Origin of the sequence: Mycobacterium appelbergii (assembly GCF_032883035.1) — a bacterium.
Classification (GTDB): Bacteria; Actinomycetota; Actinomycetes; order Mycobacteriales; family Mycobacteriaceae; genus Mycobacterium; species Mycobacterium appelbergii.
The window spans coordinates 221,220-247,588 of the sequence record NZ_JAMQTH010000001.1 but is presented as its reverse complement, the minus strand read 5'-3'; the positions used below and the strand labels follow the sequence as shown (position 1 = coordinate 247,588).

The 26,369-nt window shown below is 65.1% G+C and carries 27 protein-coding genes; 7 read left to right on the top strand and 20 right to left on the bottom strand.

The window, feature by feature from the left end:
* Position 1 precedes the first annotated feature (1 nt).
* The 3 genes from M1247_RS01095 to M1247_RS01085 all read right to left on the bottom strand — a co-directional run bounded on the left by M1247_RS01095 (position 2) and on the right by M1247_RS01085 (position 3,264).
* Positions 2-766, bottom strand: a complete 765-nt coding sequence (locus M1247_RS01095; RefSeq protein ID WP_317154410.1) for an SDR family oxidoreductase — start codon at positions 764-766, stop codon at positions 2-4.
* Positions 763-2,136 (bottom strand): MFS transporter, encoded by a 1,374-nt coding sequence (locus M1247_RS01090; RefSeq protein WP_317154409.1) that lies wholly within the window; start codon positions 2,134-2,136, stop codon positions 763-765. Before M1247_RS01090 ends, M1247_RS01095 begins: the two co-directional genes overlap by 4 nt.
* A gap of 69 nt (positions 2,137-2,205) precedes the next feature.
* Positions 2,206-3,264 (bottom strand): D-2-hydroxyacid dehydrogenase, encoded by a 1,059-nt coding sequence (locus M1247_RS01085; RefSeq protein WP_317154408.1) that lies wholly within the window; start codon positions 3,262-3,264, stop codon positions 2,206-2,208.
* Between the two features lie 47 nt (positions 3,265-3,311).
* Between M1247_RS01085 and M1247_RS01080 the strand changes: the two genes are divergently transcribed.
* Positions 3,312-4,211 carry an NAD(P)-dependent oxidoreductase gene (locus M1247_RS01080; RefSeq protein WP_317154407.1) on the top strand — a complete coding sequence of 300 codons (900 nt, stop codon included), beginning with the start codon at positions 3,312-3,314 and terminating at the stop codon, positions 4,209-4,211.
* 243 nt (positions 4,212-4,454) lie between these two features.
* Here M1247_RS01080 and dctA read toward each other — a convergent pair whose 3' ends face one another.
* Together dctA and M1247_RS01070 are read right to left on the bottom strand one after the other, a co-directional pair.
* Complete coding sequence (gene dctA, locus M1247_RS01075; protein ID WP_317154406.1) at positions 4,455-5,849, bottom strand: C4-dicarboxylate transporter DctA; 1,395 nt, start codon at positions 5,847-5,849, stop codon at positions 4,455-4,457.
* 32 nt (positions 5,850-5,881) lie between these two features.
* Positions 5,882-6,976, bottom strand: coding sequence for a tartrate dehydrogenase (locus M1247_RS01070; protein WP_317154405.1), 1,095 nt, complete (start codon positions 6,974-6,976; stop codon positions 5,882-5,884).
* Between the two features lie 139 nt (positions 6,977-7,115).
* Between M1247_RS01070 and M1247_RS01065 the strand changes: the two genes are divergently transcribed.
* Positions 7,116-8,009, top strand: a complete 894-nt coding sequence (locus tag M1247_RS01065) for a LysR family transcriptional regulator (RefSeq protein WP_317154404.1) — start codon at positions 7,116-7,118, stop codon at positions 8,007-8,009.
* A gap of 212 nt (positions 8,010-8,221) precedes the next feature.
* The gene (locus M1247_RS01060; protein WP_317154403.1) at positions 8,222-8,947 is read left to right on the top strand and encodes a sulfite exporter TauE/SafE family protein; all 726 of its coding nucleotides are present in this window, start codon (positions 8,222-8,224) and stop codon (positions 8,945-8,947) included.
* A 152-nt stretch (positions 8,948-9,099) separates the two neighbouring features.
* Here the strand turns inward: M1247_RS01060 and M1247_RS01055 are convergent, their stop codons facing one another.
* The 6 genes from M1247_RS01055 to M1247_RS01030 form a co-directional block, all read right to left on the bottom strand.
* The gene (locus M1247_RS01055; protein WP_317154402.1) at positions 9,100-9,918 is read right to left on the bottom strand and encodes an NAD-dependent epimerase/dehydratase family protein; all 819 of its coding nucleotides are present in this window, start codon (positions 9,916-9,918) and stop codon (positions 9,100-9,102) included.
* A 20-nt stretch (positions 9,919-9,938) separates the two neighbouring features.
* A complete protein-coding gene (locus M1247_RS01050; RefSeq protein ID WP_317154401.1) occupies positions 9,939-10,982 on the bottom strand; it encodes a TRAP transporter substrate-binding protein in 1,044 nt (347 codons plus the stop codon).
* 12 nt (positions 10,983-10,994) lie between these two features.
* On the bottom strand, positions 10,995-12,290 hold the full coding sequence (locus tag M1247_RS01045) for a TRAP transporter large permease (protein WP_317154400.1): 1,296 nt from the start codon (positions 12,288-12,290) through the stop codon (positions 10,995-10,997).
* A 12-nt stretch (positions 12,291-12,302) separates the two neighbouring features.
* Positions 12,303-12,812, bottom strand: a complete 510-nt coding sequence (locus tag M1247_RS01040) for a TRAP transporter small permease (RefSeq protein ID WP_317154399.1) — start codon at positions 12,810-12,812, stop codon at positions 12,303-12,305.
* A gap of 7 nt (positions 12,813-12,819) precedes the next feature.
* Complete coding sequence (locus M1247_RS01035) at positions 12,820-13,980, bottom strand: hypothetical protein (RefSeq protein WP_317154398.1); 1,161 nt, start codon at positions 13,978-13,980, stop codon at positions 12,820-12,822.
* A 372-nt stretch (positions 13,981-14,352) separates the two neighbouring features.
* On the bottom strand, positions 14,353-15,408 hold the full coding sequence (locus M1247_RS01030; protein ID WP_317154993.1) for a coiled-coil domain-containing protein: 1,056 nt from the start codon (positions 15,406-15,408) through the stop codon (positions 14,353-14,355).
* A 187-nt stretch (positions 15,409-15,595) separates the two neighbouring features.
* Here M1247_RS01030 and M1247_RS01025 point away from each other — a divergent pair, with 187 nt between their 5' ends.
* Complete coding sequence (locus M1247_RS01025) at positions 15,596-16,441, top strand: serine hydrolase (RefSeq protein ID WP_317154397.1); 846 nt, start codon at positions 15,596-15,598, stop codon at positions 16,439-16,441.
* On the opposite strand, the gene M1247_RS01020 is transcribed toward M1247_RS01025, so the two are convergent.
* Positions 16,402-16,815 carry a hypothetical protein gene (locus M1247_RS01020; RefSeq protein ID WP_317154396.1) on the bottom strand — a complete coding sequence of 138 codons (414 nt, stop codon included), beginning with the start codon at positions 16,813-16,815 and terminating at the stop codon, positions 16,402-16,404. The two genes, M1247_RS01025 and M1247_RS01020, sit on opposite strands and share 40 nt — an antisense overlap.
* Positions 16,816-17,020: 205 nt before the next feature.
* Here M1247_RS01020 and M1247_RS01015 point away from each other — a divergent pair, with 205 nt between their 5' ends.
* Positions 17,021-17,767, top strand: coding sequence for an SDR family oxidoreductase (locus M1247_RS01015; RefSeq protein ID WP_317154395.1), 747 nt, complete (start codon positions 17,021-17,023; stop codon positions 17,765-17,767).
* Here M1247_RS01015 and M1247_RS01010 read toward each other — a convergent pair.
* Positions 17,764-18,252 (bottom strand): MarR family winged helix-turn-helix transcriptional regulator, encoded by a 489-nt coding sequence (locus tag M1247_RS01010; RefSeq protein WP_317154394.1) that lies wholly within the window; start codon positions 18,250-18,252, stop codon positions 17,764-17,766. The two genes, M1247_RS01015 and M1247_RS01010, sit on opposite strands and share 4 nt — an antisense overlap.
* A gap of 38 nt (positions 18,253-18,290) precedes the next feature.
* Positions 18,291-18,677, bottom strand: a complete 387-nt coding sequence (locus M1247_RS01005; protein WP_317154393.1) for a nuclear transport factor 2 family protein — start codon at positions 18,675-18,677, stop codon at positions 18,291-18,293.
* Positions 18,678-18,753: 76 nt separating this feature from the next.
* On the opposite strand from M1247_RS01005, the gene M1247_RS01000 reads away from it, so the two are divergent.
* Entirely contained in the window at positions 18,754-19,245 is a 492-nt protein-coding gene (locus tag M1247_RS01000; protein WP_317154392.1) for a MarR family winged helix-turn-helix transcriptional regulator, read from the top strand.
* Here the strand turns inward: M1247_RS01000 and M1247_RS00995 are convergent.
* The 4 genes from M1247_RS00995 to M1247_RS00980 are packed head-to-tail and all read right to left on the bottom strand — an operon-like array spanning position 19,206 to position 23,437.
* Positions 19,206-20,117, bottom strand: coding sequence for an MBL fold metallo-hydrolase (locus M1247_RS00995; RefSeq protein ID WP_317154391.1), 912 nt, complete (start codon positions 20,115-20,117; stop codon positions 19,206-19,208). The two genes, M1247_RS01000 and M1247_RS00995, sit on opposite strands and share 40 nt — an antisense overlap.
* Complete coding sequence (locus M1247_RS00990; RefSeq protein ID WP_317154390.1) at positions 20,114-20,920, bottom strand: cyclase family protein; 807 nt, start codon at positions 20,918-20,920, stop codon at positions 20,114-20,116. Before M1247_RS00990 ends, M1247_RS00995 begins: the two co-directional genes overlap by 4 nt.
* Before the next feature lies 1 nt (position 20,921).
* Positions 20,922-22,223 carry an MFS transporter gene (locus M1247_RS00985; protein WP_317154389.1) on the bottom strand — a complete coding sequence of 434 codons (1,302 nt, stop codon included), beginning with the start codon at positions 22,221-22,223 and terminating at the stop codon, positions 20,922-20,924.
* Entirely contained in the window at positions 22,220-23,437 is a 1,218-nt protein-coding gene (locus M1247_RS00980; RefSeq protein ID WP_317154388.1) for a M20 metallopeptidase family protein, read from the bottom strand. The genes M1247_RS00985 and M1247_RS00980 overlap by 4 nt, the downstream gene beginning before the upstream one ends.
* 82 nt (positions 23,438-23,519) lie before the next feature.
* Between M1247_RS00980 and M1247_RS00975 the strand changes: the two genes are divergently transcribed.
* Positions 23,520-24,554 carry an Lrp/AsnC family transcriptional regulator gene (locus tag M1247_RS00975; RefSeq protein ID WP_317154387.1) on the top strand — a complete coding sequence of 345 codons (1,035 nt, stop codon included), beginning with the start codon at positions 23,520-23,522 and terminating at the stop codon, positions 24,552-24,554.
* On the opposite strand, the gene M1247_RS00970 is transcribed toward M1247_RS00975, so the two are convergent.
* Both M1247_RS00970 and M1247_RS00965 read right to left on the bottom strand, forming a co-directional pair.
* Positions 24,532-25,629, bottom strand: a complete 1,098-nt coding sequence (locus M1247_RS00970) for a sensor histidine kinase (RefSeq protein ID WP_317154386.1) — start codon at positions 25,627-25,629, stop codon at positions 24,532-24,534. The genes M1247_RS00975 and M1247_RS00970 overlap by 23 nt on opposite strands.
* 11 nt (positions 25,630-25,640) lie before the next feature.
* Positions 25,641-26,312, bottom strand: a complete 672-nt coding sequence (locus M1247_RS00965; RefSeq protein WP_317154385.1) for a response regulator transcription factor — start codon at positions 26,310-26,312, stop codon at positions 25,641-25,643.
* Positions 26,313-26,369 lie beyond the last annotated feature (57 nt).

The window sequence follows — 26,369 nt, the reverse complement described above, 5'->3', positions numbered from 1 at the left end:
CTCAGACCACCGCCGTCATGCCGCCGTCAACGAACAGGACCTGTCCGTTCACGAAGTTCGACGCCGGTGAGGCCAGGAACACCAGAGCCCCTACGAGGTCTTCGACCTTGCCCCAGCGGCCTGCGGGGGTACGGGTGGTTACCCACTGGGTGAAATGTTCGTCCTCGACGAGCGCACGTGTGAGTTCGGTTTCGAAGTAGCCGGGGGCCAGAGCGTTGGCCTGGATCCCGTGCGGACCGAGGTCGGCGCACAGCCCTTTGGTCAGCATGACGATCCCGCCTTTGGTCGCGCTGTAGGGGGCGATGCCAGGTCGGGCCAGCTGGCTCTGCACCGATCCGATGTTGATGATCTTGCCGCTGCCCTGTTGGACCATGCCGCGGGCCACACGCTGGCTGACCAGGAACGCGCCGGTCAGGTTCGTGGCGATGAGGTCATTCCAGTCCTGCAGCGTGAACTCGGGGAACGGTGCGCGGCGCTGAATGCCTGCGTTGTTGACCAGGATGTCAAGCGCTCCCCACTCCTGCTCGATGTCGGCGATTCCGCGGTCGACGGCGTCCTGATCGGTGACATCGAACGTGCTGACCCTGGTCTCACCGCCGGTCTCCTCGGCCAGATCAAGCGCAGCTGTCTTGACCTGACTGATATTGCGGCCGTGGATGGTGACCCGGCTGCCCGCTTGGAGCAGGCCCTTGGCGAGGGCCAGCCCGATACCCCGGCTCGACCCACTGACCAGTGCCGTGGTGCCGGTCAGGTCGAAGGGGTTCATCGTGCGGCCACCCCTCCTGCGTTCAGCTCATCGAGGGCATCCACGACGGGGATCAGGTCGCGACCACGGGTCTCCGGCGTGATGAACGTTGTCGCAAGGGTGATGGCCGCCAGGACGAAGGTATAGATACCGAGCGGCACCCACGAGCCGTCGAACATTTTGATCAGTCCAGCGCCCAGCACGCCGGCCAGACCACCAGCGATCACTGCGCTGAACTCGCGCGAGACTGCGACGCCGAGGTAGCGGTGCTTGTTACCGAACATCTCGGGCAGCATCGCGCACTGCGGTCCGAGCATCGTGTTCACGCCGAAACCAATGGCCACGGCGATCACCACGATGACAAGCCAGGCCTGGCCCAACGAGATCAGGTACCAACCGGGAAAAGCGAGTAGCAGTAGCACGACGGCGCCGAAGCGGTAGACCGGGAGCCGGCCGACACGATCCGAGATGTGCCCGGCCAACGGCACCGAAACCATCCCGATCAGCGAGCCGGTCGCAACGGCGATCGGACCGATCGACCGGTCGACCATAACGGTGCCCGTCGCATATGCGACGGCGAGGGAGTTGAAGAGGTACGAGCCACCGTTCTCGGCCATCCGCAACCCGATACCGCGAAGCACACTGGGCAGTGAGTGCCCGAAGATCTCACGCAGCGGGTGATCGGCAATCTGCTCGTGCTTCTCCAAGACGATGAATGTCGGACTCTCCCGCAGCCTCATCCGGATGAACAACGCGACCAGGATCAACAGGATCGACGCCAGGAACGGGATCCGCCAGACCCAGCCGAGCAGAATGTCCTCGGGGATCGTGCCGAGATACGCAAACACCAAGGCGGCCAACAACGTACCGGCCTGGATACCGATGAACGGCAACGCCGCGAAGAACCCGCGCCGTTCGACCGGCGCATACTCGGCCATCAGCACCGTTGATCCGGCCTGCTCAGCGCCCGCTCCGAAGCCCTGGCACAACCGGAGGAAGACCAGCAGGATGGGCGCCCAGATGCCGATGCTGTCGAAGGTGGGCAGCGCGCCGACCAGGGTAGAGGAGCCGCCCATCAACAAGATCGTGGCAATGAGTACCCACTTGCGACCGAGTCTGTCGCCGATCGTGCCGAAGAACAGGCCGCCGAGTGGGCGAGCCACGAACCCGACCCCGAACGTGGCAAAGCTGGCGACCAGAGCGATGCCCGGGTCCAGGTTATTGAAGAACAACTTCGAGAAGATCAGCGCCGAGGCCAGCCCGTAGAGCGCGAAGTCGTAATATTCGAGGGCGCTGCCGACCGTGCTGGCCAAAGTCGCCCGACGAAGATTGGCCGCGTATTCAGGATCGTCTGCCTCGCGGACCGGCGGTGTGTACGGAGCTTCACGCATGCCTAGACGCTATCGGCGAATCGCACGGCGAGTCACGGGTTGGCTGAAAGACTCGGATCCGCGGGTGGCTCAGTAGAAGTCAACGGTGTCTACCGCGTTCATCAGTTCGGCTCCATCAAGCAGGCGGGTCGCATTGGCAGCGAACAGTTCTGCGATGAGCCGGTCTTCGGCCGAGTTGAGGGCGGCGGTGTGGGGACTGACGAGAACATTCGGCTCGGTCCACAGTGGACTGCTCTCGGGCAGAGGTTCGGTCGCGAATACGTCTAAGGCCGCGAACCCGATGCGGCCGTCGCGTAGCGCAGGCAATAGAGCGTCCTCGTCGATGACCGTGCCTCTTCCGACGTTGACCAGGATCGTCCCCGGCTTGACCGCCGCGAAGACGTCGGCCCCGATCAGCTTCTCCGTAGCCGCCGTCCCGGGCAGCGTCAGCACGATGGCATCCACCTCGGGGACCGTCGACACGATGTCCTCCACCTGGATCAGCCGGTCCACGCGATCGACCGGTGCGCCGTGACGGCTCGTGCCGATGACGGTCGCGCCGAGCCCGGCCAGTTTCTTGACCACCTCTCGACCAATTCCGCCGAGGCCAACGACCAGGACGGTCATCTCCGAAACCTGGCCCATCTCCCAGCGGCCCGTCCAGCGTCGATCGTGTTGCTGGGCGATCAAGCGTCCCAGGTCCTTTGCGCCGGACAACAGGCCGAAGACGGCGAACTCGGCCAGCGGTCCGCCGTGGACGCCGGCCGAGGTAGTGAAGACTATTCGGCTCAGCTGGTCCTGACTGAGTCCGGCGGCCTTCACCTGGCTGCCGCCGCCGGCCGCCATCGTGTGAACCCAGCGGAGTGCCGGATTCACATTCGCCGTGCGCTGCAGGGCGTTGGGATCGACATCGGGAATGCCGTAGAGCGCCTCGGCCGAGTCGATCATGTCCTCGAACTCCTGTTGCTGCCTTGGAGTTCGGCGAAAGGACGGATCCCCGGCGAAATCAGCCGGATGGCGCATCGGGGGATAGAGCGACTGGTCACGGATCACGTCGAGGCGAGGCTCCAGACGCTCGATCATCTCGCAGTGCTCCTCGGCCAGCGGTGTCGCGACGACCACGCGTAGACGCTTGGAACTGTGTGCCATATCGACATTGCCTTTCCTCGGCGGCTCCTCAGTTTAGGGTCATATATATGTCGAACAACTCAGCCGACGGGGACGTCCACGTGGGCGTGATCGGTCTCGGCATGATGGGTCGCCCGATGGCGGTCAATATCCTCAACAGCGGCGCCGGACCTCTTCACATCACCGGGCGAAACCGGGACCGCTACTCCGATCTCGTCGCAGCGGGCGCGCGGTGGCATGCCACTCCTCGATCACTCGCCGGCGCGGCGCGGGTCATCCTTCTGATGCTTCCTGACCTACCACAAGTCGAAGAGGTTTTGGCCGGCCCGGACGGGATCCTGGCCGGCGAGCCCGACGACCTGCTGCTGATCATCGCTTCATCGTCGTCTCCCGTCGGTGTCCGGGAACTTGGTACTCGGTTGGCCCAGACCACGGCCGACGCCGTGCGGGTCGTCGACGCGCCGGTGTCAGGCGGTGTCGAAGGCGCCGAGGCCGGCACGCTGTCGATCATGGTCGGTGGTGAAGAACGCGATGTCGCGGACGCGTGGGCGGTGCTCTCCGCGTGCGGCAATCCGGTTCGTCTAGGTCCCTTGGGTTCGGGCCAGGTGGCGAAGGCGTGCAACCAGATGATCGTCGCATCGACCGTCCTGGCGCTCGGGGAGGCCGCCGTACTCGCCGAACGGAGCGGTCTCGATCTCGCCCAACTGTTCCGCCTGCTTGCGGGTGGATACGCCGGGAGCCGCATCCTGGAAAGCCGCGGCGACCGGATCATCGAGCAGGACTACAGTCCGTCGGGAGTAGCGAAGTACATGGTCAAGGACCTCGACTTCGCGTCGGCCGTGGCGGCAGCGACCGGCACGCATCCCGTCTTGCTGCCAGCGGTGAAGGCTGCGTTCGAGGAACTCACGGCGCGAGGGCACGGTGACGACGACATCGCCGTCACGAGACGCTATGTCGAAGAGCGCTGAGCACTGCCCTGGCGGCTGCCGAAGCAATGCTCACAACTACCACTGCCAGGTCAGCACGCCTTCGTCCAGTACGCACCATCCGGGAGCGTGATGGCGTCGGAGGCACTATTGATGATCACCAGGAATTGCCGGGCAGGCGGGGAAGGTGAGCAATAGCCGGTGCCCTTGCGGTAGAACGCAATAGAAGTGGTCGCCCGCGATCGCTTCGAATGCCTGCAGCCTCGATCCCACCGGACCTCTTGATTACGGACGCGGGGTCGAACCGGCGAACGTCGGTACCGGTACCTGCGAATTATCCTGTCCCGCAGGTGGGACACCGCCGCCCTCATCAGTCACCTGCTCGCTGAGGTCGTCGAGCGGCGGAAGGTCGTTACTCGCAAAAACTTTCCGTACCCGGTCGACGTCGAGTTCGCCATTCCACCTGGCGACGAACAGCGTGGCCACTGCATTGCCGATGAAGTTGACCAGCGCCCGGCATTCGGACATGAACTTGTCGATGCCGAACACCAGCATGATGCCGATGGCCGGAATGTGACCCATCGTGCTCAACGTTGCAGTGAGCGCGATGAAGCCGCCACCGGCGACCCCCGCTGCGCCTTTGGACGTCAGCAGCATCACCGCGAGCAGCCCGATCTGCTGACCGACCGACAAGGGCGTGTTGGTGGCCTGGGCGATGTACAACGAGGCGAGGGAGAGATAGATCGCAGCGCCGTCGAGGTTGAAGCTGTACCCGGTGGGAACCACCAGCCCGACCGTCGGCTTGTAGACCCCGGCGTATTCAAGCTTGCGCATCAGTCCGGGCAGCGCCGGCTCGGCGGTGGAGGTGCCGAGGATCAACAGCAGTTCCTCCCGCAGGTAGCGGAGCATGTGGAGAATGTTGAGCCGCAGGTAGGCCATCACCGAGCCGAGCACCACGAACACGAACAGAGCGGATGTGACGTAGAACAGCAAGATGAGGCTGCCAAGACTCGCCAGGGTCGACACGCCGTACTTGCCGATCGCGTATGCCATCGCCCCGAACGCGCCCAGCGGGGCGAGCTTCATGATGTAGGACAGCACCTTGAAGACGATCTTGGTGAGCCGGTTGACGGCGTCCAGTACCGGGCCACCGATCTGACCGACGGCGTTGAGCGCCACACCGAAAATGACGGCCACGAAGATGATTTGGAGGATGTCGCCCTCGACGAACGGGCCGAACACGCTGTCGGGCACGATGTGGGTGATGAACTCCCACCAGTGCTGATTCTCGCCTGCGCTGATCAGCTTCTGCGCTGACTCGCTGGCTTCGATATCGCCCGGTATGGCGTTCACTCCGTCGCCGAGCCGGAACAGATTGATGGCCACCAGACCAAGAACCATCGCGAGGATGGTTCCGACCTGGAAGTAGGTCAGCGCCTTGATTCCGGTCAGCCCAACTTTTTTCAGATCAGCGACGCTGGCGATCCCACCGACGATCGTCAGGAACACGATCGGGCCGATCAGCATCTTCATCGCGGTGACGAAGGTGGTGCCGATCGGCTCCATCGCTTCACCGGCTGCCGGCGCGAGCCAGCCCAGCAGGATGCCGACCACGATGGCCAACAGCACCCAGAAGTAGAGCTGCCGGTACCACCGCCCCCTTGGGGTCTGTGTAGTCATTACGTAACCTCTTGTGTCCGTCGCGGTGTGGGTCAGGCCGGCGTCAGGGCCGGGGTCAATGCGGCGATCACCGCTTCAGTCATTTCCGTTGTGCCCGCCGAGCCGCCGATATCGTGGGTCAGCACACCGCTGCCGGTGGCAGCCTCGATCGCGGCCTCGACGCGACGAGCCTCGTCGTGCAGGCCGAAGTGCTCCAGCATCAATGCCGCACTGGCGATAGCACCGATGGGATTGCTCACACCCTGTCCCGCGATATCCGGCGCGGAGCCGTGCACCGGTTCGAACATGCTGGGAAAGCGTTTCTCCGGGTTGAGGTTTGCACTCGCCGCCACCCCCAGGCTGCCGGCCAGCGCTGAACCGAGATCGGACAGGATGTCAGCGTTGAGGTTGGACGCCACGACCACCGACAAGTCCTCGGGACGCAGGATGAACTTCGCGCTCATGGCATCGACCAGAACGCTCTCGTTCTCCACGTCCGGGTAATCGACAGCGACACGTTTGAAGACCTCGTCCCACAGCACCATGCCGTACTGCTGGGCATTGGACTTAGTCACGCTGGAGACCTTCTTGACCCGACGGGTCCGGGCCAGATCGAACGCATAGCGAATGATTCGCTCGCAACCCTTTTCGGTGAATAATGCCGTCTGCAGTGCGACCTCGTTGCCGGGCCCGCGGCCCGACAGATTGCGCCCACCAAACCCGGCGTACTCGCCCTCGCTGTTTTCCCGCACCACAAGCCAGTCGAGATCGTGGTCGTCGGCCTTGCGCAGCGGCGAGACGACACCGGGCAGGAACTTCACCGGGCGGATGTTGGCCCACTGGTCGAAGTTCTGGGTGATGTTCAGGCGCAGACCCCACAGGCTGACATGGTCCGGCACGTTCTCCCAGCCCACCGCGCCGAAGTAGATCGCGTCGAAGGCCTGCAACGTCTCCAGCCCGTCGGCGGCCATCATCTGGCCGGTCTGCTCGTAGTACTCGCAGCCCCACGGGAAGTCTGTCCACTCGAAGGAGAACCTGTCCTGAGACAGGGCGGCCAGGGTGTCGAGGACCTGACGCCCGGCGACAACAACCTCCTTGCCGACCCCGTCGGCCGGAATCACTGCGATCTTGAAAACTTGCTGAGCCACGGAAATCCCCTCGGTCTGACTGTTGTACAAATCACAGAAGCGCGGATTCCATTAGGAAGCCATAGATCCGCCACGTCTAAGACCTACATCCGATGCGGGGTATAGGTTCGACCTATCAATTCAGATCAAAGGGGTGCCAGTGGAGGTTCGGCAGCTGAAATTCTTCCTCGCGGTGGTCGATCACGGCGGGTTCAGCAAGGCCGCGGAGCAGTTGATGGTGGCGCAGCCGTCGCTGTCACAGGCAATCGCCGGTTTCGAACGCGAGCTCGGGATGCCGCTGTTTCACCGGGTCGGGCGCGGCGTAGTGCTCAGCGGCGCGGGCAAGACGCTGGTCGGGCTGGCCCGCGTGGTGCTGCGCGACGTCGACGAAGCTGCGGCCGCAATGCGCGAGCTGAAGGGCCTGCGCGGCGGCCGGGTCGATGTGATCACCATGCCCTCACCTGGCATGGAGCCGCTGACCACGATCCTGGCCGCGTTCGCGCGCCAGCACCCCGACGTGATTGTCAACGCGGAGGCCGGTTTCACCCCGCAGGAGGTGCTGGACAGTGTTCGCAGCGGCGCCTGTGAGATCGGGGTGCTCGGATCGGCTGAAGCCACCCGCGCACCGGACTTGGACGTCGTAGAGCTAGAAAGTCAAGCACTCGTGCTGATTTCGGGGCCGGACGACGAATGCCGGGAGGAGCCGACCGTGCGGCGAGAGGATCTGAGTGGTTGCCGGTTGATCGTGTCTCAGCGCGGGTCACTGATGCGGGCACTCGTCGACGATGTTCTCGCACACGGCATACACATCACCATCGTCGCCGAAGTAGCACACCGCACCTCGATTTTGCCGATGGTCCTCAAAGGATTGGGCCGGGCGGTAATGCCGTCATCGTGGACGCAGACCGCCCGACAGGCAGGAGCAACGGTGCAGCGGATCGTGCCCGAATCATACCTGCACGTGGCCGCCGTCAGTCGGCGAAACCATTTGACGGTGCCTGCCAAAGCGCTGATGGCCGAGGCCCGCCGCTACTGTACGCACCTCGACGGATAGCCATCCTGGTTTGTTGACTCACGCACAGTGTGCTGATATATCCGAGTTCTCCGAAACCGCCAGTCAGTCGATTGGTTCGGCAGCAATCACATATCACGATGCTTCTCGCCTTGATCCGGATTACGCCTGAATTCGTTGTCTGACAGCAGGTTTACACTGCTACTGCACCAATCACGGCCGACGCCTTCGGCCACACGAGACTCGGAGCGACGATGCTGCTCTTCTGGGGGTCGGTGTGCATTTGGGTGTCCTCCGTCGTCGGCGGTGCGACGGGCTTCGGCGCGGCATTGGTCGCCGCGCCGTTCATGCTGCTGGCCGGGTTCAGCGTCGAGGATGTGGTGATCATCAACCTCGTTGCTGGCATCGTCACCAGAATCGGCGTCTCGCTGAGGTTATGGAGTCACATCTCTTGGCGTCGTGTCGCTTTGCTGGTTGCTGGCAGCCTCCCAGGCGCGTGGCTCGGTGCGCTGCTCGCGCTCGCGTTTCCCGAACACGAATTGAAACGGGCGGTGGGAATCGTCGTTGTCGTCTGCGGGGTCGGCATGGCTGTTATGCGGTTGCAAAAGCCCTACGTGCCGTCGACCAGGGCGCAGGTCGCGGCGGGCTTCGTCAGCGGCTATCTGAGCACCACAACATCGCTGAATGGTCCCCCGATCGTCTTGCTGCTGGCCCGCGCCGGTCTGCCCCCGTTGTTGTTCATCGCCGACCTGGCCGCCTATTTCACGGTCACCAATGCATTGTCCCTGCTGATCCTTCTGGGCCGTGGTCCGGTGCCTGCGGATATCTTCTGGCCGGATCTGCCTGTGCTGGTGGCCGTCGCCATGGTCGGGAATTTTCTCGGTTTGCGCATCGTCCGCAAACTCCCGGCGCACGGTTTCCGGACGGCCGTCATCGGGCTGGTCATCTTCGTCGGGATGCTGACCGTGATCGTAGCCTGAATATGGGTTGCAGTAGACGTTCGTCCCGTGCCATCGATAACGTTGACGTTCAACGCATCTCCCTATAGAGAGCAACAAGCGCCACAGAGGTGTGCGCGCCTTGATATCTGCACCTATCGGCTTACGCACGATGCACGTGTCCCGAAAATGTTCTAGCGCTGATGCGCGCCGAGTTCGGTGAAGCAGAACTTGCCGCCGACGAACCGCTCGTGAGCTCCCGGGGCTGACTCGTCGACCCCGGCGAGGATCTCCTGCGCGAACACCTCAGAATCGTCCTGTGGGTGGTAGCCGATCTGCTCACCGGCCTTCAGTGACCACCACCGTCGGGTGTTGCGGGAGATACCCCACACGGTCCGGAATCCCGGCTCGGGCGTGGCGAGGCATGCCTCCAACAGCCGAGCCCCGTCATCCGGCGACATCCAGGTCCACAGCGACCTCGAATCCCACGGCTTCTCGAAGCAGGAGCCGATCCGCAGGCAGGTCACGTCCATCCCGTAGCGGGAGTGGAAGAGTGCGCCCAGGGCTTCCTGCGCCGCCTTGCTGAACCCGTAGTAGGTGTCGGGGCGGGGCGGTATGTCGGCGGGCAGGCCGTCCGGGCCCGCGTCGTCCCGGCCGTAGAAGCCCACGGCGTGGTTGCTCGAGGCAAGCACGACCCGCGCCACGCCGGCCGCCCGCGCCTCCTCGAGCATCACCCGGGTGCCATCGATGTTGTTGGTGAGGATGTCCTGCCAGGGCGCCTCGACGCTGATCCCCCCGAGGTGGATCACGGCGTCGACGCCGGTGCAGGCATCACGCATCGCCTTGGCGTCGGTCACCGACCCCACGAGAACCTCCACGGCCTCGCCATCGCCAGGCGCCTCGGGCGCCACCAGGTCCAGCAGTCGCAGCGTTCGTCCGGGGCGCGCCAACCGGGGGCGCATCAGCCGTCCCAGGCCACCGTTCGCACCGGTGATCAGTACCGTCTGGGTCATCGCGATCCTTCCTCTGAATGTCAATGCTGACTCGACGGCCGCAACGCGTCGATCCGGTCGAGGTATTCGGCGTACTGCTCGCCGTATTTGTCGATGACCGACTGTGTGGCCGCGCGCCAGGGGGTGATGTCGCCGACCCGGGTGATCGTGACCCCGGCGTCGCGAAGCTTCTGCATGTCGGCGTCGACCTGTGCGTTCCACTTCTCCTTCTGGAACGGCACCGCGTCGGCGGCCGCCTGCTGGAGGAGGTCCTGGTCCTCTGCGGGCAGATCCTCCCACACGCTTCTGTTGACGATCAGGATCTCGGCCACCCGCATGTGCTCGTCGAGCGTGTAGTTGGGCGCGATCTCATAGTGCGAAGCCGAGTAGTAGCTCGGCGGGTTGTTCTCCGCGCCGTCGAGGAGACCGCTCTGCAGCGAGCTGTAGACCTCGCCATAGCCCATCGGTGTCGGCGAGCCGCCGAGTGCCTCGATGAAGTCCATGATCACCGCCGTCTCCTGCACCCGGAACTTCAGCCCCCTGACGTCCTCGGGCGATGTGATCACTTTGTCCGTCGTGTAGAAGCTCCGCGCGCCCGGGTCGAAGTAGCAGAGTCCCTTGAACCCGGCAGTCTCCATCTCGCCCAGCAGCTTCTGGCCTCCATCGTCGGCGTCGAGGAACCGCCACATGTGGTCGGCGTCGTCGAAGATATAGGGAAGGCCGAAAAGCCCCATAGGCGTGGCGAACTCGGCCATCGGCGCGGAGCTCACCCGGGTCATTTCGATGACACCCAACTGGACCTGCTCGATGATGTCGGCCTCCTCACCCAGGCGCCCTCCGGCGAAGACCTGGATCTGGATCCGGCCACTGCTGCGCTCCCGCACCAACTCCGCGAACCGCTTGTCACCAAGCGTGGTCGGGTAGTCCTCGGGATGGGTCTCGGCCAACCGGAAGTAGTGCTCCGCGTTGCCCCCAGGTCCACAAGCGGCCAGTGGGAGGGTCGCCAGCGCTGCGGCGCCCATGGCACCGGCCCTGAGTATGGTGCGTCGACTCAGCGACGTGGGGCGCCCGATCCGGTTGGCCATGATTCCCACTTTCTATAGACCGAGTAGGCCCGGTAGTGCCAAAGACAACTTCGGCAGGAACGTGATGAGCAGGAGCACCAGGAGCAGCGGCACGAGGAAGATCGGCAGTGCCCGCGACACTTTCTCGATCGAGATCCGGCCGATCGCCGCCCCGACGAACAGGACGTTGCCGACCGGAGGAGTGATGAGGCCGATCGCGAGGTTGAGCAACAGCATGATGCCGAACTGGACCGGATCCATCCCGAGGCTGGTGGCCACCGGCAGCAGGATCGGCGTCATGATCAGGATCAGAGGCGCCATGTCCATCACCGCGCCGAGCACGAGCAGCAGGATATTGATCAGCAACAGGATGACGATCTTGTTGTCCGAGAGGCCGATCAGCCCTTCGGTGACCGCCTCGGGGATCCGGAGGAAGGCCAGGAAGTAACCGAACGCCCCGGCCGCCGCGATGATGAAAAGCACCACCCCGAGCGTCCGTGCGGTGCGCTGCAGGATACCGACGATGCCCGAGATCGGAATGTCGCGGTACACGACGAACGTCAGGATGAAGGCGTAGACGCAGCCGATAGCCGCCGACTCCGTCGCGGTGAATATGCCGCTGAGGATTCCGCCGAGAATGATCACCGGCATAAGGAGACTCAGCAGCCCTTCCCACACGATGCGTGGGATCTCCGCGATCGGAACGAGTGTCTCTCTGGGGTAGCCGCGCCGGACCGCGAGGATGTAGACGAGTACCAGCAGCGACAAACCGATCAGCAGGCCCGGGACGATACCGGCGACGAACAGGGCACCGACCGACACTCCACCCGCGGCCATCGAGTAGAGGACCAAGTTGTGGCTGGGCGGGATCATCACGGCCTGGGCGGCGCCGGAGATGGTCACGCAGACCGCGTAATCGGCGTCGTACCCCTTCTTTTTCATCATCGGGATCGTCACCGAACCGATCGCCGAGACGTCGGCCACCGACGAACCCGACAGCGCGCCGAAGAAGGTGCTGGCACCGATGTTGATCATCGCCAGGCCACCGCGGAGCCAGCCGACCAGCAGACTGGCCAAGGAGATCAGTCGCTGGGAGATCCCGCCTGCGCCCATGATCTCGCCGCCGAGGATGAAGAACGGGATGGCCAGCAGCGCGAAGATGTCGAGCCCGGCGACCATCCGCTGTCCGACGATCGGCAGCGGGAGGCCGAGATAGAAGGCCTCGAAAACCGCCGCGAGGCCCAGCGCCAGCGCGATCGGCACGCGGAGCAGGATGAGTACGGCGAAGCCTCCCAGGAGGATCGCCACGGCAATGGGGTCGATGGGCACGCGAGCTCCAGCTCAGTCGATGTGAACGTCGTCGGTCGGTGTGTCGAGGTATCGCTGGGTGCTCACTCCGAAGACCTGCAGGATGGTGTAGAGGCAGATCATCAACCCGGCGACCGGCAGCACCACGTACAGGACGCTGCGCGGCAGCCCGGTGCCGGGCAGTGTGGCGAATCGCGTTGCGGCGGCGAACTGGACGCCCTGGTAGACGAGGTAGATCCCGAACAGCAGGGCCAGCAGAGGGCCCAGCCACAGCACAATCCGCCGCAACGCCGGCGGGAACCGGTCGACGACGAACGTCAGCGCGATGTGTGCACCCTCACGGAAACCGATGGCGGTCATCAGGAATCCGATCCAAACCATGAGGAGCCGCGCGGTCTCCTCGCTCCAGCCGGGCGTGCTTCCGAGGACCTCCCTGGCGAATACCTGCCAGAGGACCACGAGGAGAACCGCGGTGAGGCACAGCAGGACCAGGGCCTCGAACGCGGTGTCCAACCCGCGCCAGACGCGTTTCAGGATTGTCATGGTTCCCTCAACTCGTGGATCTCGTCAGCGCAGATCGGGCCGCCTCGGCGAGTAGGTGCCGCCGATCCGGGCCGGCGAGTCCGAGGTGGTAGAGATGCAACTCGCGCGCCCCTGCGTCCAGAAGTGCCGCCACGTGCGGGCCGAAAGACTCTTCGGTCGTCGGCGGGAGCACGGTGATGTACGACGCAGGCGCCGCACGCCCGTCGAGGGTCTTCACCAGGTCGTGAACCGTCTCAACCGACTGCTCGCCGGTCGCCCAGCACTGCGATACGACCACATCGACGTCATCGGCAGCCGTCGGCGTCAGGCCGGGTAGCGCTCCGGTCGCCCAGGGGTTCGGCTGACCGTGCAAGGCGATCTCGAGCCGCCCGGGTGCTGCGGCTCGCACGGCCTCGATCACCGTGCGTCGCAGCACATCCGTAGCGTCATGGCGGATCTCGAGCAGCGTGTCCAGAACCGTCGGGTCCGGCGCTCCGGCGCGCAGGCCCGCCACCACTTGGCCCGGATCCAGACCTTCTGCGCGCCAGGCGTCTTGGCACGCGGTACAGCAGCAGATCGACAGCAGCCGCTGGGTCTCCGTGTCGTAGGCGCCCTCGGTCTTCTCGTGGTGCCCACCGTGCACGATCCCGAGCTGGCCACAGGCCTCGAGGACAACCCCTGAGCAGGGCACGTCACGCACGGCCTCGGCGGCCAGGGTGGCGGAGTACTCGCGCACCAGAGGCGACTGCGGGCACAGGGCGTACGGATACGCCTCACCGAAGCAGTTCACCACGGCCAGATCGCGATTCGCCTCACCGACCCGGGTGGAGTGCGTCAGCACAATCCACGCCGCGACCTCGATCCCGGCGTCGACCAGGTCGGCAGCTGCGTGGCCGAACGGGTCGACGTCGCCGACCCACTCCGCCGGCGCGGGCACCAACCGACGGCCCGCCCAGGCATCAGAGCGCACGGGCCGGTACAACGCGGCGCTGCGCGCGGTGACCAGCCGGGTCCGCGGGTGGAGCGGAGTCGCAGCCCGGGTGGTGTGGTACGCAGCGGCGAGCGCGATCCGCGAGATTCCGAGCGCCAGGGCCCGGTCGACGAATCCCGGGTCTCCGATCACGTCCCACGGGTAGGCGTAGCCGACGACGGGCGCCGGTTTCCCGGGCGCGCGATCGGTGGAAGTCATCGTGCTCCTGAATGTCGGGAGACTCTCCAGGAGCCTTCTATGACGTCGGCCACATCGCACTGGAATTTGTGCCCAAGTCACATTGGCAGTTGTCGCAAATCCGTGTCCAAGCCAGAATTCGCATCGATCGATACTTTGACTGCATAAAAGCGCGGTGGTCGGCGGGGCGCTCCGCATTGAAATCCGGCGGTTGGCTGCGTGAATCTATTTGCTGAGCCGTGACGGTAAAACGTTGGTGGGCTGGCAGGTGCTCAGGTTCACCTGGCTGGATCTGTCTGAGTATCCCGACCCGGCTCATCGCCATTGTGCGACGCGCGATTTCGGCGTGATTGGTTCCGCTGAGCGCAACCGATCACGCCGAAATCACCCCAATTAACGGCGTGGCGTCGTGGTGATGTGCACGTGGTCGTAGTGGCCGTAACCCGATGCCTGCGGACCGGCCGGCGTGTAGTAGGTACCTCGCCAGATCACGTCCTGTAGCCCGAAGCGGGCCGCATTACTCATCGCGAACGCGAGAATCTGGTCTCCGAGCGCGATGCCCTCGGGACTGTCCGGGTTGGGAATCATGATGTCGATCGCCAGACCGCTCGGATGCCATGGCTTAGAGTCCGGCCGGACCCCGTCGATGTCGGCGATCTGAGGAAATCTCGCGCTGACGGCCCGGGCGGCCACGATGGTGTTGGGCTGCAACCCCGCCTCGGACGCGACGCCGACGGGCAACGCCTCGGGGATATCCACGACGGCAGCCGCCAGGGATGGTCCAGCATCGGCGGGAGGCTGGCCGGGCACCGCGTTGTCGATCACCGCTTGCTGTTGCGGGGTCAACGCCCCGTACTGAGCCTCCGCGGCGGCGATCTGGCGCAGCAGTTCACCCCACTTGGCCTGCAGGTCCGCGCGCTTCGCGGAGGCCTGCTCAGCCGTGGCACGGGCGTCGGCGGCCGATTTCTCTGAGGCCTGAGCGGCGGTGGCCGCGCGTTCACGGGTTGATCGAAAGGCCTTCAACTCGTCGGCGAGCTGAGCCGCTACTGTCCGCTGCAGCGACAGCTGGTCGATCAGCTGTTGTGGGGAGGCTGCGGTCAGCACCGCCGCCATCTCACCGGTGTGTCCACTCATGTAGGTCATCGCCGCCGCCCGGTCGACCGCGGACTGATAGGGCTGGAGCTGGAGGTTTGCGACCGCGAGGGCCTCCAGATCGGCGCGGTGGCGGTCCTCGGCCGCGCTCTGGTCGGCCAGTCTGGCGTCGACATCGCGTTGGGCGGTTGTGACGGCCTCGCGACTCTGCACCGCCTGGCGGGACAACTCGTCGAGCTTCGACAGCGCGTCCGCCGCAGGGTCCGCATGCACGCCGCCCATGGACGTGGCCAGCATGATGACCGCCACCGCCGAACCGCACATCGTTCGCCGAAGTGACTGGCGCACCCCGGTCATTCGGATTGTCACGGTCCTTCGCTGCAAGGACCGACAACGGCCCGGCTGTGTATGTCTCGGACAGGCTACGAACTGGCCCAGACGATGTCCACTCCTCCTCGGCCGACTCCGGCTGCGTCTGCCGTTTAGGCTGGACAACCGATGGGCGCCTCGCTCCCTGGTTTCAGGATCTATTCGAAGGAGACTCATGCGTCGGCGGCTGCTGAATCGGGCGGTGACGGGGATGGCCATCATCTGTGTGGGGCTGCTCGCAAGCGGGTGTACGGCTCAGGCCTGGAGTGCGCCGCCGGCGGCGCCATTCGACGGACTCGACGCCCGCGCCCGTCAAGCCATCGCTGATGCGGCCGAGTCTGGTGCTGACATCCAGACCGTCGTGCTGGACCGCACCACCGGCCAGATCGTCTCCAACGGCGCCGACACGGCCTTCCCCGTCGCGTCGGTGGTGAAGCTGTTCATCGCTGATGACCTGCTGCTGCAGGAATCGGAGGGCAAGACGAAACTTTCTGCCGCCGACCGCAGTTCGATCGACCTCATGCTGCGGTCCTCCGATGACAGCGCGGCGCAGAACTTCTGGGACCGCAGCGGCGGGAATGCCATCATCGCCCGTGTGAAGGCGCGATACGGCCTGGCCGGCACAACGGCGCCCTCCAACGGGCACTGGGACGTGACGACAAGCACTGCAAGCGATCTCGTCCGCTACTACCGCATGCTGCTGGACGGCAGCGGTGGGCTCCCACCCGCACAGGCCAACATCATCGTCGGCAACCTCGCGAGATCCACCCCGACAGGAACCGATGGGTATCCGCAACGATTCGGAATCCCCGAGGGGCTCTATGGCGAGCCGGTTGCGGTCAAACAAGGCTGGTTCTGCTGCTGGAACGGCGGCAACCAGTTGCACGTATCCACCGGCATCATCGGACCCGAACGCCGCTACGTGATGGCGATCAGCTCCCTGGACCCCACCGATGCCGCCACCGCCCGCGCGAACATCACTCAGGCCGTCAAGACGATGTTCCCGGGCGGCAAGATCTGACCGCGGTCGCGGATGATCTGTGCGGCGCCGATGACCGCGAAGACGCCGGCGCGCAGCGTCGCCCCAAGAGCGGTGCTGCGCGGGATCTGGCCCCGCGCCAGGTCACCGATTCCCGCTGCGGTGTCGGAGATGTCGCAGAGAAGGGCGAGCTGCTGCCAGCGACGGCGGGCGTCGCCGGTGGTCGAGAGATAGCCGAGGCCTAAGGCAACGGCTCGGATTCCGCACACGCGGACGACGTAGTCGAACTCCGGGGACCGCTCCGCGGTCGCGCCGAAGAACCGTGCTGTGCCGCTCGGGGTGATGCGGCTCGCCGCGCCACCGGCGAAGCGTGCGACGGCCATGGCGAGCAGGCCGGCTTGGATCGCGTCGGTCATGTCTACTCCTTGAACAGCCTGGCTGTGAACGTGTCTTCTCTCTGTGGGGCTCGAGCACAAGACACCGCATCGAAGAACATCCTGACGACATGTGTCGCACATCACTACGCCAGCCGGTCTGCAACCCGACAGGAATAGCGTGACATGTCACCTAGTTGTAGGGGGCGGAACGCGGCGGGCGTTCCCCCGACAACAGGAGGGCACGATGCCTCAACTCGAAGGAAAGACAGCACTGGTCACCGGTGGAACGTCCGGCATCGGCTACGCGACGGCCCGGGCGTTCGCCGACGCAGGCGCGAAAGTGTTCATCACCGGCCGCACCCAACGGCGCGTCGAGGAGGCCGCATCGTCTCTCGGCGCCGGCGTGGTGGGCGTCGCCGGCGACGTCTCCAGCGCTGAGGACCTGGATCGATTGGTTGACGTCATACGCGCCGCAGGTGCCGGACTCGACGTCGTCTTCGCCAACGCGGGCAGCGGTGAGTTCGTGACCCTGGAGCAGGAAACCCCCGAACACCTCGCCGACACCTTCAACCGGAACGTCGGCGGGACGGTGTTCACCGTGCAGAAGACCCTGCCTCTGCTCAACTCCGGCGCCTCGATTGTGCTGGCCGGCTCGACGGCGGCCACCCGGGGGACCCCGGCGTTCGGGGCTTACGCCGCAGCTAAGGCTGCCATCCGGTCCTTCGGGCGCACCTGGGCCACCGAGTTGGCCGACCGCGGATTCCGGGTCAACACCATCGTGCCCGGCCCGATCAACACACCAGGCGCGCAGGAACTGCTGCCTGAGGGCGACGAGCGGCAGAACTTCCTCGACAGCCTGGCATCGAATCCGATGGGGCGGATCGGCAATCCCGAAGAGTTGGCTGCCGCCGTGGTGTTCCTCGCCTCAGATGCGAGCAGCTTCATGACGGGCTCGGAGGTCGTCGTCGACGGCGGCATCAATCAGGTCTAGATGTCCGGATGCGGCAGGGTGCCCTCCCGCAACAGGCTCTCGTGAACCGTGGCGAGGATGTCGGCGAGGGCATCCTCGCGATCGGGATCGAGGTCGGCGAAGAAGACCCTACGAACCCACTCTGCGTGCACCGGAACGGCTCTCGCGAGCAGGTTCTCACCCTCGGCCGAAAGGATGACGACCGTCCCGCGGCCGTCGGTCGCCGACGCCGCGCGTTCGATGAGGCCGCGGCGCGTCATCCGCAAGAGGTGATGCGACAGCCTGCTGCGCTCCCACCCGATCACTGTTGCCAGCGAGGTCACCTGCAGGCGGCGATCCGGCGCGCGCGACAATGTGCTGAGCACTGTGTAGTCGTAGAGCGAGAGACCGCATTCGGTCCGCAGGTGATGATTCATCTCGTACTCGAGACGGTGATACACGCGCATGTAGTTCAGCCACGCGCGCTGCTGAGTCGGTGTCAGCGGATACTCGCCGGAATCGGTCATCGGCGCGCCACCGTCATGGAGCCATCGTAAATCGGCTGTCAGCGGGCGCGCCCCATCTCCCGATCGGTGGCATCGCCGTCGAGCATCAGTGTCACTTCGTCGACAAAGCTGAAGCGGCCGTCGGCCGCGCGGGTGCCGAACAGGTAAACCTCTTGGGTCACCGTTGCGCCGTCACGCTTGAGCACGCGCACGAGATGGCGATCGGCGTATCGAGAGCCGTCCTCGAACTCGTCGTTGACCGTGATATCGACGTGCTCGACGATGGATCGCAGATGGGCGATGTGCTCGACGAAGCCAGTCCGGTCGGACAATTCGCCGTCCGTGCGCTGTTGGTAGTCGTCCGTGAAATGTCGGGCAACCGCCGTTTCGAGCGGAATATCGCGCTCGTTGAGCAGGTCATGCAGGGCGGCGGCGATCGTTGTCACGGTGTTCTCCTCATATGTGTGCTTTACGCACATACATTAGCGAGAAGTGTGCCTTTTGCACAAGTATCATGAAGGCATGACCCCCGAGCGGACGATCGCTGATGCTCTCGGTGTGCTCGTTGGGCGAGCATTTCGAGTCAATCTCTACGACGAGCTCACCGCCGATGTGGCGCCGGCTTTGACTCCGGCGACGTATCCGGTGATCAGCGCGATCTCGCGCTTTGGACCCAGCACCGCCAGCTCACTGGCCGACGAGCTCGGATTGGACCGTTCCGTGGTGAGCAGAAGGGCGATGACGCTGGTTCAGGCGGGCCTGCTGCACACCACGAGCCGACCTGACGACAAGCGGCAGGTCCTCTTCGAGCTCACCGATACCGGCACTGAATGCGTACACACGATGCGGCTGCGGTTGGATGCCGCAGTCGCGCGGCACATCTCGCAGTGGACATCACCAGAGCGCGCCGACTTCGCCTCTCTGCTCGCACGTTTCGTGGAGGCAGGGGCTCTGGGCGCGGATCCGGGAGAGGGTCAGACCTCGTCGAAGCGTTCCCACCCGGCGATTTCGTAGCCCCGGCCGCTCGGCGCGATGGTGGCTGCACCGTGGCCGGCGAAGTGAGCAGGGAACACCCCGGCACCAACGCGGGCGGCCCTGGCGAGCACAGCACCCCGGCTGGTGCGGGCCTGGGCCGCATCCAGATCGAAGGCGCAGCAGTCGTCGGGCCGGCTGATCTGCAACGGTGTATGCATCACATCTCCGACAAAGACTGCGCCAGAACCTGTTTCAAGCCACACGACCGATGACCCCGGCGTGTGACCGGGCGCGGGTTCGAGTAGAAGATTCTCGTCGACGCGGTGCTGCCCGTGCCAGGTCTGTAATTGTCCGGCGTTGGCGATCGGGGCGATGCTGTCAGCGAAGACCAACCGGATCCCCTCAAAGCGCGCCTTTTCGTCGTCGGTGCGGGCAGCACGCATCCGATCGGCGTTCTCGGGGCGGAAGTAGTCGTAATCCGCTTGCGGCACCAGGTAGGTCGCGTTGGGGAACGCCGGCACCCACGCCCCGTTGTCGAGCGTGGTGTTCCATCCGACGTGGTCGTAGTGGATGTGGGTGTTGATCACGATGTCCACATCGGCGGCCTGGACGCCGATTTCAGCGAGCCTCAGCAGGAAATCCGTGCGTAGGTGATCGAGTGGGGGCGCCTGCGGTCGGTCTCGATCGTTACCGACGCCGGTGTCGATCAGGATGATGCGCCCGGCCGATCGCACCACCCACGTCTGGATCGCCGCGCGGTAGGCCCGCGTCGATGGCGTCCAGTAGTGCGGAGCCAGGTCGTCGGTCCACAGGTCGGCAGGGGTGTCCGGGAACATGTCGTCGACGGTCTTGATCGGCCCGACCCATTCCAGCACCCGGTCCACCTCGGCAGATCCGATCCGAATGGTCATTGTTGTCCTCCCTTGGATGTGAGATCGAGCAGCGCGAGGGGCCGTACGGGAGCGCCGGTGGCGCCGAGGATGTTCAACGGTGCACAGACGAATGCGAATTCGGTCTGGCCGCGGACCGGTTCGAGGTTCATCACTTCGATCAGGTTGATGCCGTGTTCAGCCAACAGGATGCGATGCACGGGTAGCCTGCTGTGCCCGACAGCGACTGAAATCTTCTCCACCGCAAGAGTGTCGGCGCCAACGATCGCTACCTGACGGTCGGCCAGCCAGGCCGCACCGGAGGGATCGAGGCCCGGCACTCCGGTTTCCCGGCCGAGGTAGGCATTGCTGTCGGGCCACAGCTGGGCCCATCCGGTCCGCACCAGGACCGCGTCACCCGGTCCGATCGGGACGCCGACCATGTCGAGATCGTCGGCAGTGACAGGTTCGGCCGGTGCCAGTCGGCCGACGCCGCGTAGTGCAGGCACATCGACGAGGACGGCGCGGCGCACGGCAAGCGGGAACTCATCTATCCCCCCGGCGGCGTAGTGGCCGTCGACGACTTCGGCTGGACGCCCACCGAAGATCCTGCCGTCGACAGCGACGTGACACAGGGCGTCGACATGCGTCCCGACATGACCGCCGGAGGTGAACAGCTCGTGTGCACCGGTCATGCCGTCCTCCCGCACGGCATCGCCGTGACGCAGCGTCAGCGCCGACCGGAAGCCGGGGTGCGATGGGGACGACGGCGCACCGTTGAACAGGGGTTGGCTCAGGTCGACGATCCGGATCGGGTGCTCGGCAAGGTGGTCGAGAAGTCGCATGTCAGCCAGCCTCGTCCAAGCGGCTACCACGCGTCTCGGGAAGGGTGAGCACAGTGGCCGCAGTGATCAGCAGGACGATCACCACATACCCGTCGAAGGCGGTCCGGCCGAGGTGTGCGCTGGCCCAGCTCTGCAGGTAGGGCGCTGTTCCACCGAACAGCGCAACGGTGAGCGAGTACGGGATGGCCATTCCGCTGGAACGGATTCCGGTGGGGAACAGTTCGGCATAGACCGCGGGCAGGATCGAGATACCCGCGGCCAGCGGGACCATCGCGATCAGCAACGCGAAGAACAGCTGCCACGCCGTGTCGTGCAGTAACCACTGCAGCGGTAACTGGACGGTGGCGCTGCCCAGCACGCTGATCAGGAGTATCGGTTTGCGGCCGATCCGATCCGACAGCGCCCCCCAGAGCGGCATCGCCGCCATGAACACCAGGGCTGCACCGATCGCCGCGGTGAGGGCTTGCGTCGAGCCGATGTGCAGTGTCGTGATGGCGTAAGAGGGCGCCGCGATGACCCACGCGTAGTAGACAACGGTGAACCCGATGCTCAGTCCGACGACCTGGATCACCTGTCGACGGTGACCGTAGATCGTCGAGAAAATGCCATGGCCACCAACACTTTCGCTGTCAGCGCGAAAAACGTCGGGTTCATCCATGACCCGCCGCATATACGCGGTGATCAGGCCGAAAAGTCCACCGAGCAGGAACGGTACCCGCCATCCCCACTCGTGCATCGCGGCGGTGGACAGTTGTGAAGTCAGCACGAGGCCCAACGTGATGCCGGTGGTGTTCCCGAGCACGCTGGAGATGTAGATCAAACTTGACCAGCGGCCGCGCTTGGCCGGTGGCGCGATCTCCGCGAGGTAGGTCTGCGCCGCGGGAAGCTCACCGCCGCATGCCATTCCCTGGACGAGACGGGTCACGAGCAGCATGATCGGCGCCCACAAACCGATCACGTGGTAGGACGGCGTCAGACCGAGGATGAAGCTCGCCGCTGCCATGCAGCCGACGGCCAGCATCATCGCGAAGCGCCGGCCGCGACGGTCGGCGAGGAGACCGAACAGAATGCCACCCAGCGGTCGGGCACCGAAACCGACGGCAAATATCGCCAGGCTGGCCAACACCGCCGTCGCTGGGTCGGCGACGTCGAAGAACTGATCGGAGAAGAACGGCGCAAACACCGCATAGACGCCCCAGTCGTACCACTCGATGGCATGGCCGAGCCCGATCGCCACGAGGTGACGTGTCGGGGTCACGCGGGCGGTGACCTGCTGCCCGTCCCGGGTGTTGGTGGCGGTCATGAGGCTTCTCCCTTCGATACCGGCAGGCAGTTTTGTAACCGGCGAATGGCGATCGCCGCGAGCAGCTTCGCACCGTCGATGAGCACGCCGTCGTCGAACAGTGCGTGGGGGCTGTGGTTGTAGGCAGCGGTACCGGCGTCCATGCCGGCGGGCATGGCACCGAGGCTGATGAAGCAGCCCGGTACGTGGGCCAGCACACGGGAGAAGTCTTCGGAACCGTTCTCGGGTCCGACGGACCGGGTCACGCGATGAATGCCGAACACGTCGGTGGCGACGTCTACCGCGAGGTCGGTTTCGGTCTCATCGTTGATCGTCGCGGGACGAAGCGGGGAGAACGTGGCCTCGACGCGTACACCGTGCGCGGCGGCGATGCCGTTCAGCACGCGCTCTGCGAGGTGCTCGACGCGCTGTTGCGCTGCGGCGGAAAAGGTCCGGATGTTGGCGACGAACCGCGCCGATTCGGGGATGACGTTGGGCCGCTCGCCCGCCTCGACCACCCCGACCGTCACGACGGCCGGATCCTGGGCGTCGATGTCGCGTCCCGCCGCGCGTTGCAGCGCGAGGATCATCTCCGCAGCTGCGGGCACGGGATCGTGGGCCAGGTGTGGCGCCGAGGCATGACCGCCGGTTCCGACCACCCGAACGTCGAGCTCGGCCGACGCCGCCAACACGGCGCCGGAACGGGTGCGGACAGCTCCCGCAGGCTGATTGGAGAAGACGTGCAACGCATACGCCGCGGCGATCGGTTTACCCGCCGCATCGAGGACGCCTTCATCCAGCATCGCCTGCGCGCCTTCCCATCCCTCTTCTCCCGGCTGAAACATCAACACGACGTCGCCATAAAGTGCGTCGCGGCGCGCGCAGAGGAGTTCGGCTGCCCCGACCAGCATCGCCGTGTGCAGATCGTGGCCGCAACCGTGCATTGCGTTGCGCACCTGCGATGCGTACGGCAGATCGGTCGCCTCGTCGACCGGCAGCGCGTCCATGTCGGCGCGCAACAACACGGCGTGCGGGGCCGGCCTGCCGCGAATGACCGCGGTGATCGACGTCAGAGAGGTGCCGGTGGTGATCTCCAGCGGCAGGTGGCCGATCGCGGCGAGCACCTGGGCTTGCGTCTCTGGCAGCGCCAGACCGAGCTCCGGTCGGCAGTGCAGCCGTCGGCGTAGCGCGATCAGACGCCCGGCGAGTCCATTCGCATCTGATGTGGCACCCATGAAACTCAGGCTGGCAACGCGAACTGTCAGCGGCTTCAAAGTCATGGTTTTGTGATTTTAAGGATGCCGATATCGTGGAAACGTGCATACGGATCCGTTGGACGAGCTGGACCTCCGGTTGGTCAACGCGCTGCAGATAGCGCCGCGGGTCAGCTGGTCGGAAGCGGGGCGAATCCTCGAGGTAGGGGCACAGGTCCTCGCGGCGCGGTGGGAGCGATTGCGCGCCGGCGGTGCTGCCTGGGTGGCCGTCCATCCCGGCGGCACCTATCGCCATCAGGTCACCGCATTGGTCGAAGTCGATTGCCAAGCCGGCGCACAAAGCGCTGTCGTGGCCGAGTTGTGCGCAGATCCGCGCGTGGTGACCGTAGAAGAGTCCACGCAGGGTTATGACCTCTTGCTGACGGTGATGACGGCGGACATGACCCAGATGAGCAAGTTCGTCATCAACGAGCTGGGCACGATGGCCGGGGTTGCGGGCAGGCGTACTTACCTGGCGACCGCAGTCCACCGCGACGGCAGCAGCTGGCGGCTCGATGCCCTCAACAGATCCCAGGTGCGCGCATTGGAGAACGTCGCACGACGATCTCGCATCGCATCCGCCGCCGCGCCTCCGCCCAACGCGTGGCCCATCATTCAGGCACTCAGCAGCGACGGACGGCAGACCGCCGCCGGCATCGCCGCCCACATCGGGCGCAACCCGGCGACCGTGCGCCGGCAGTTACCCCGCCTACTGGCCTCGGGGATACTCTCCATCCGCTGTGAGGTCGCACAGAACGCCGCGCGTCGCCCGATCAGCTGCACGTGGCGAGCCCGGCTGCGACCCGTCGATCAGACGCGGACCATAGCGACCCTGCACACACTGCCCAACCTCCGACTCTGCATGTCCACAACGGGCGAGGCCAACCTACTCATCACGGCATGGACCGTCGACCTGGCGCGCATCCTGGAAATCGAACAGGACTTGGGAGCCAAGATGCCATGGCTGGAACTCCGCGACAGCGGAATCAATCTTCGAACCGCCAAACGCGTGGGTTGGATACTCGATCAACATGGCTGTGCCACAGGAGAAGTAATCACCCCCGTCGCACTACAGCCTACCGGGGGAATCGCACCGTGACGCACAGCCCGCCTGCGGGGCGGGCGGTCAGGGCGAGGGTTCCGTCGTGAGCCCGGGCGATGCTGTTGACGATTGCCAGGCCGAGTCCGACTCCGGAGTCGTGCGTCCGTACGCGCGTGGCACCGCGATGAAACGGCTCGACAAGCGTGGAAACCATTTGCGGCGTGAGCTTTTCGCCGGTGTTTTCGACGGCGAGCATCACGCCGTCGGGATGAACGCTGGTGCTGATCCACACGGCGCCTTCGTTGGGAAGGTTGTGGACGATCGCGTTGTGGACGAGGTTGGTCGTCATCTGCTGCAGGAGGGCGGAGGAACCCGTGGTGGGCGCCACCTCGCCGGAAACCTCCAGGGTGATGCCACGTTCTTCTGCCAGCGGGAGAAGCGTTTCGGTGGCTTCCTCGGCGACAAGGGACAGATCGACATGTTCTCGGGGAAAGGACCGTTGATCGGCGCGGCTGAGCAGCAACAGTGCTTCGGTGACGTCGATCGCGCGGGTGTTCACGACGCGGAGGCGCTCGATCAGTTCGCCGGTGTCGCGCTCGGGATTGCCTGCCGCGACGTCGAGAAGTGTTCGCGTGGTTGCCAGTGGGGTGCGCAACTCATGGGAAGCGTTGGCGGCAAACCGCTGCTGTTGGGCGACGTGCGCCTCAAGCCGGGCGAGCATGGTGTCGAAGGCGTCAGCGAGTTCACGGAACTCATCTCTGCGGCCCCGCAACCGAATTCGATGCGACAGTGAGCCGACGCTGGCCCTGCGGGTCGCGTCGGTGATACGCGTCAGGGGCGCGAGCATCCGGCCGGCGAGAACCCACCCACCCACCAGGCCGAACACCAGCAGCAGCGCCAGTACCGCGGCAGCTCCCGGAGCGAATGCGCGCAGGAGCCTGGACCGAATCGGAAAGACATCATTCGGGAACGGGATGTCGGTGCTGCCCGGGATGATCATCATCCGGTCGGGGACGTAACGCAGCAGGAACAGCCACACGGCGGCGAGCAGCAGGGCGCCGGCGAGCATCAGGAAGCCTGCGTAGCTGAGGGTGAGCTTGAGTCGGACACTCAACCCGGGTGCCCTTTCCATGGCGAGCTCCTTCACGTCCCTGGTGCGGTGTCGATGCGGTATCCGACGCCGGCCACCGTAGCGATGATCCATGGTTCACCGAGGCGCTTGCGCAACGTCGACACCGTGATGCGTACGGCATTGGTAAAGGGGTCGGCGTTCTCGTCCCAGGCCCTTTCCAGTAACTCTTCGGCACTGACCACGCCCCCTTCGGCAGCGACGAGGACCTCCAGAACCGCGAACTGCTTCCGGGTGAGCGCGACGTAACGGCCGTCGCGGTAGACCTCGCGCCGGAACGGATCCAGCCGCAAACCCGCGATCTCTCGCACGGGTGGTCTGGGATTGGCGCGCCTGCGGTCGAGAGCCCTGAGCCGCAGGACGAGTTCCCGTAGTGCAAAAGGCTTGGTGAGGTAATCGTCGGCCCCGAGTTCGAACCCGGAGGCCTTGTCGTCGAGCCGGTCAGCGGCGGTGAGCATGAGGATCGGCATGCCGCTCCCGGAGGCGACGACGCGTTCGGCGATCTCGTCACCGGAGGGTCCGGGGATATCGCGATCCAGGACGGCGGCGTCATAGGCGTTGAGGCTCAACAACTCCAGTGCGGTGTCACCATCACCTGCAATGTCGGCGGCGATCGCCTCCAGCCGCAGTCCATCACGGATGGCCGTTGCCAGCAGGGGTTCGTCCTCGACGATCAACACACGCACAGTTACTCGATGCTACGAGCCGGCACATATCGCCGGCATATCGAAATTCGCTTACGC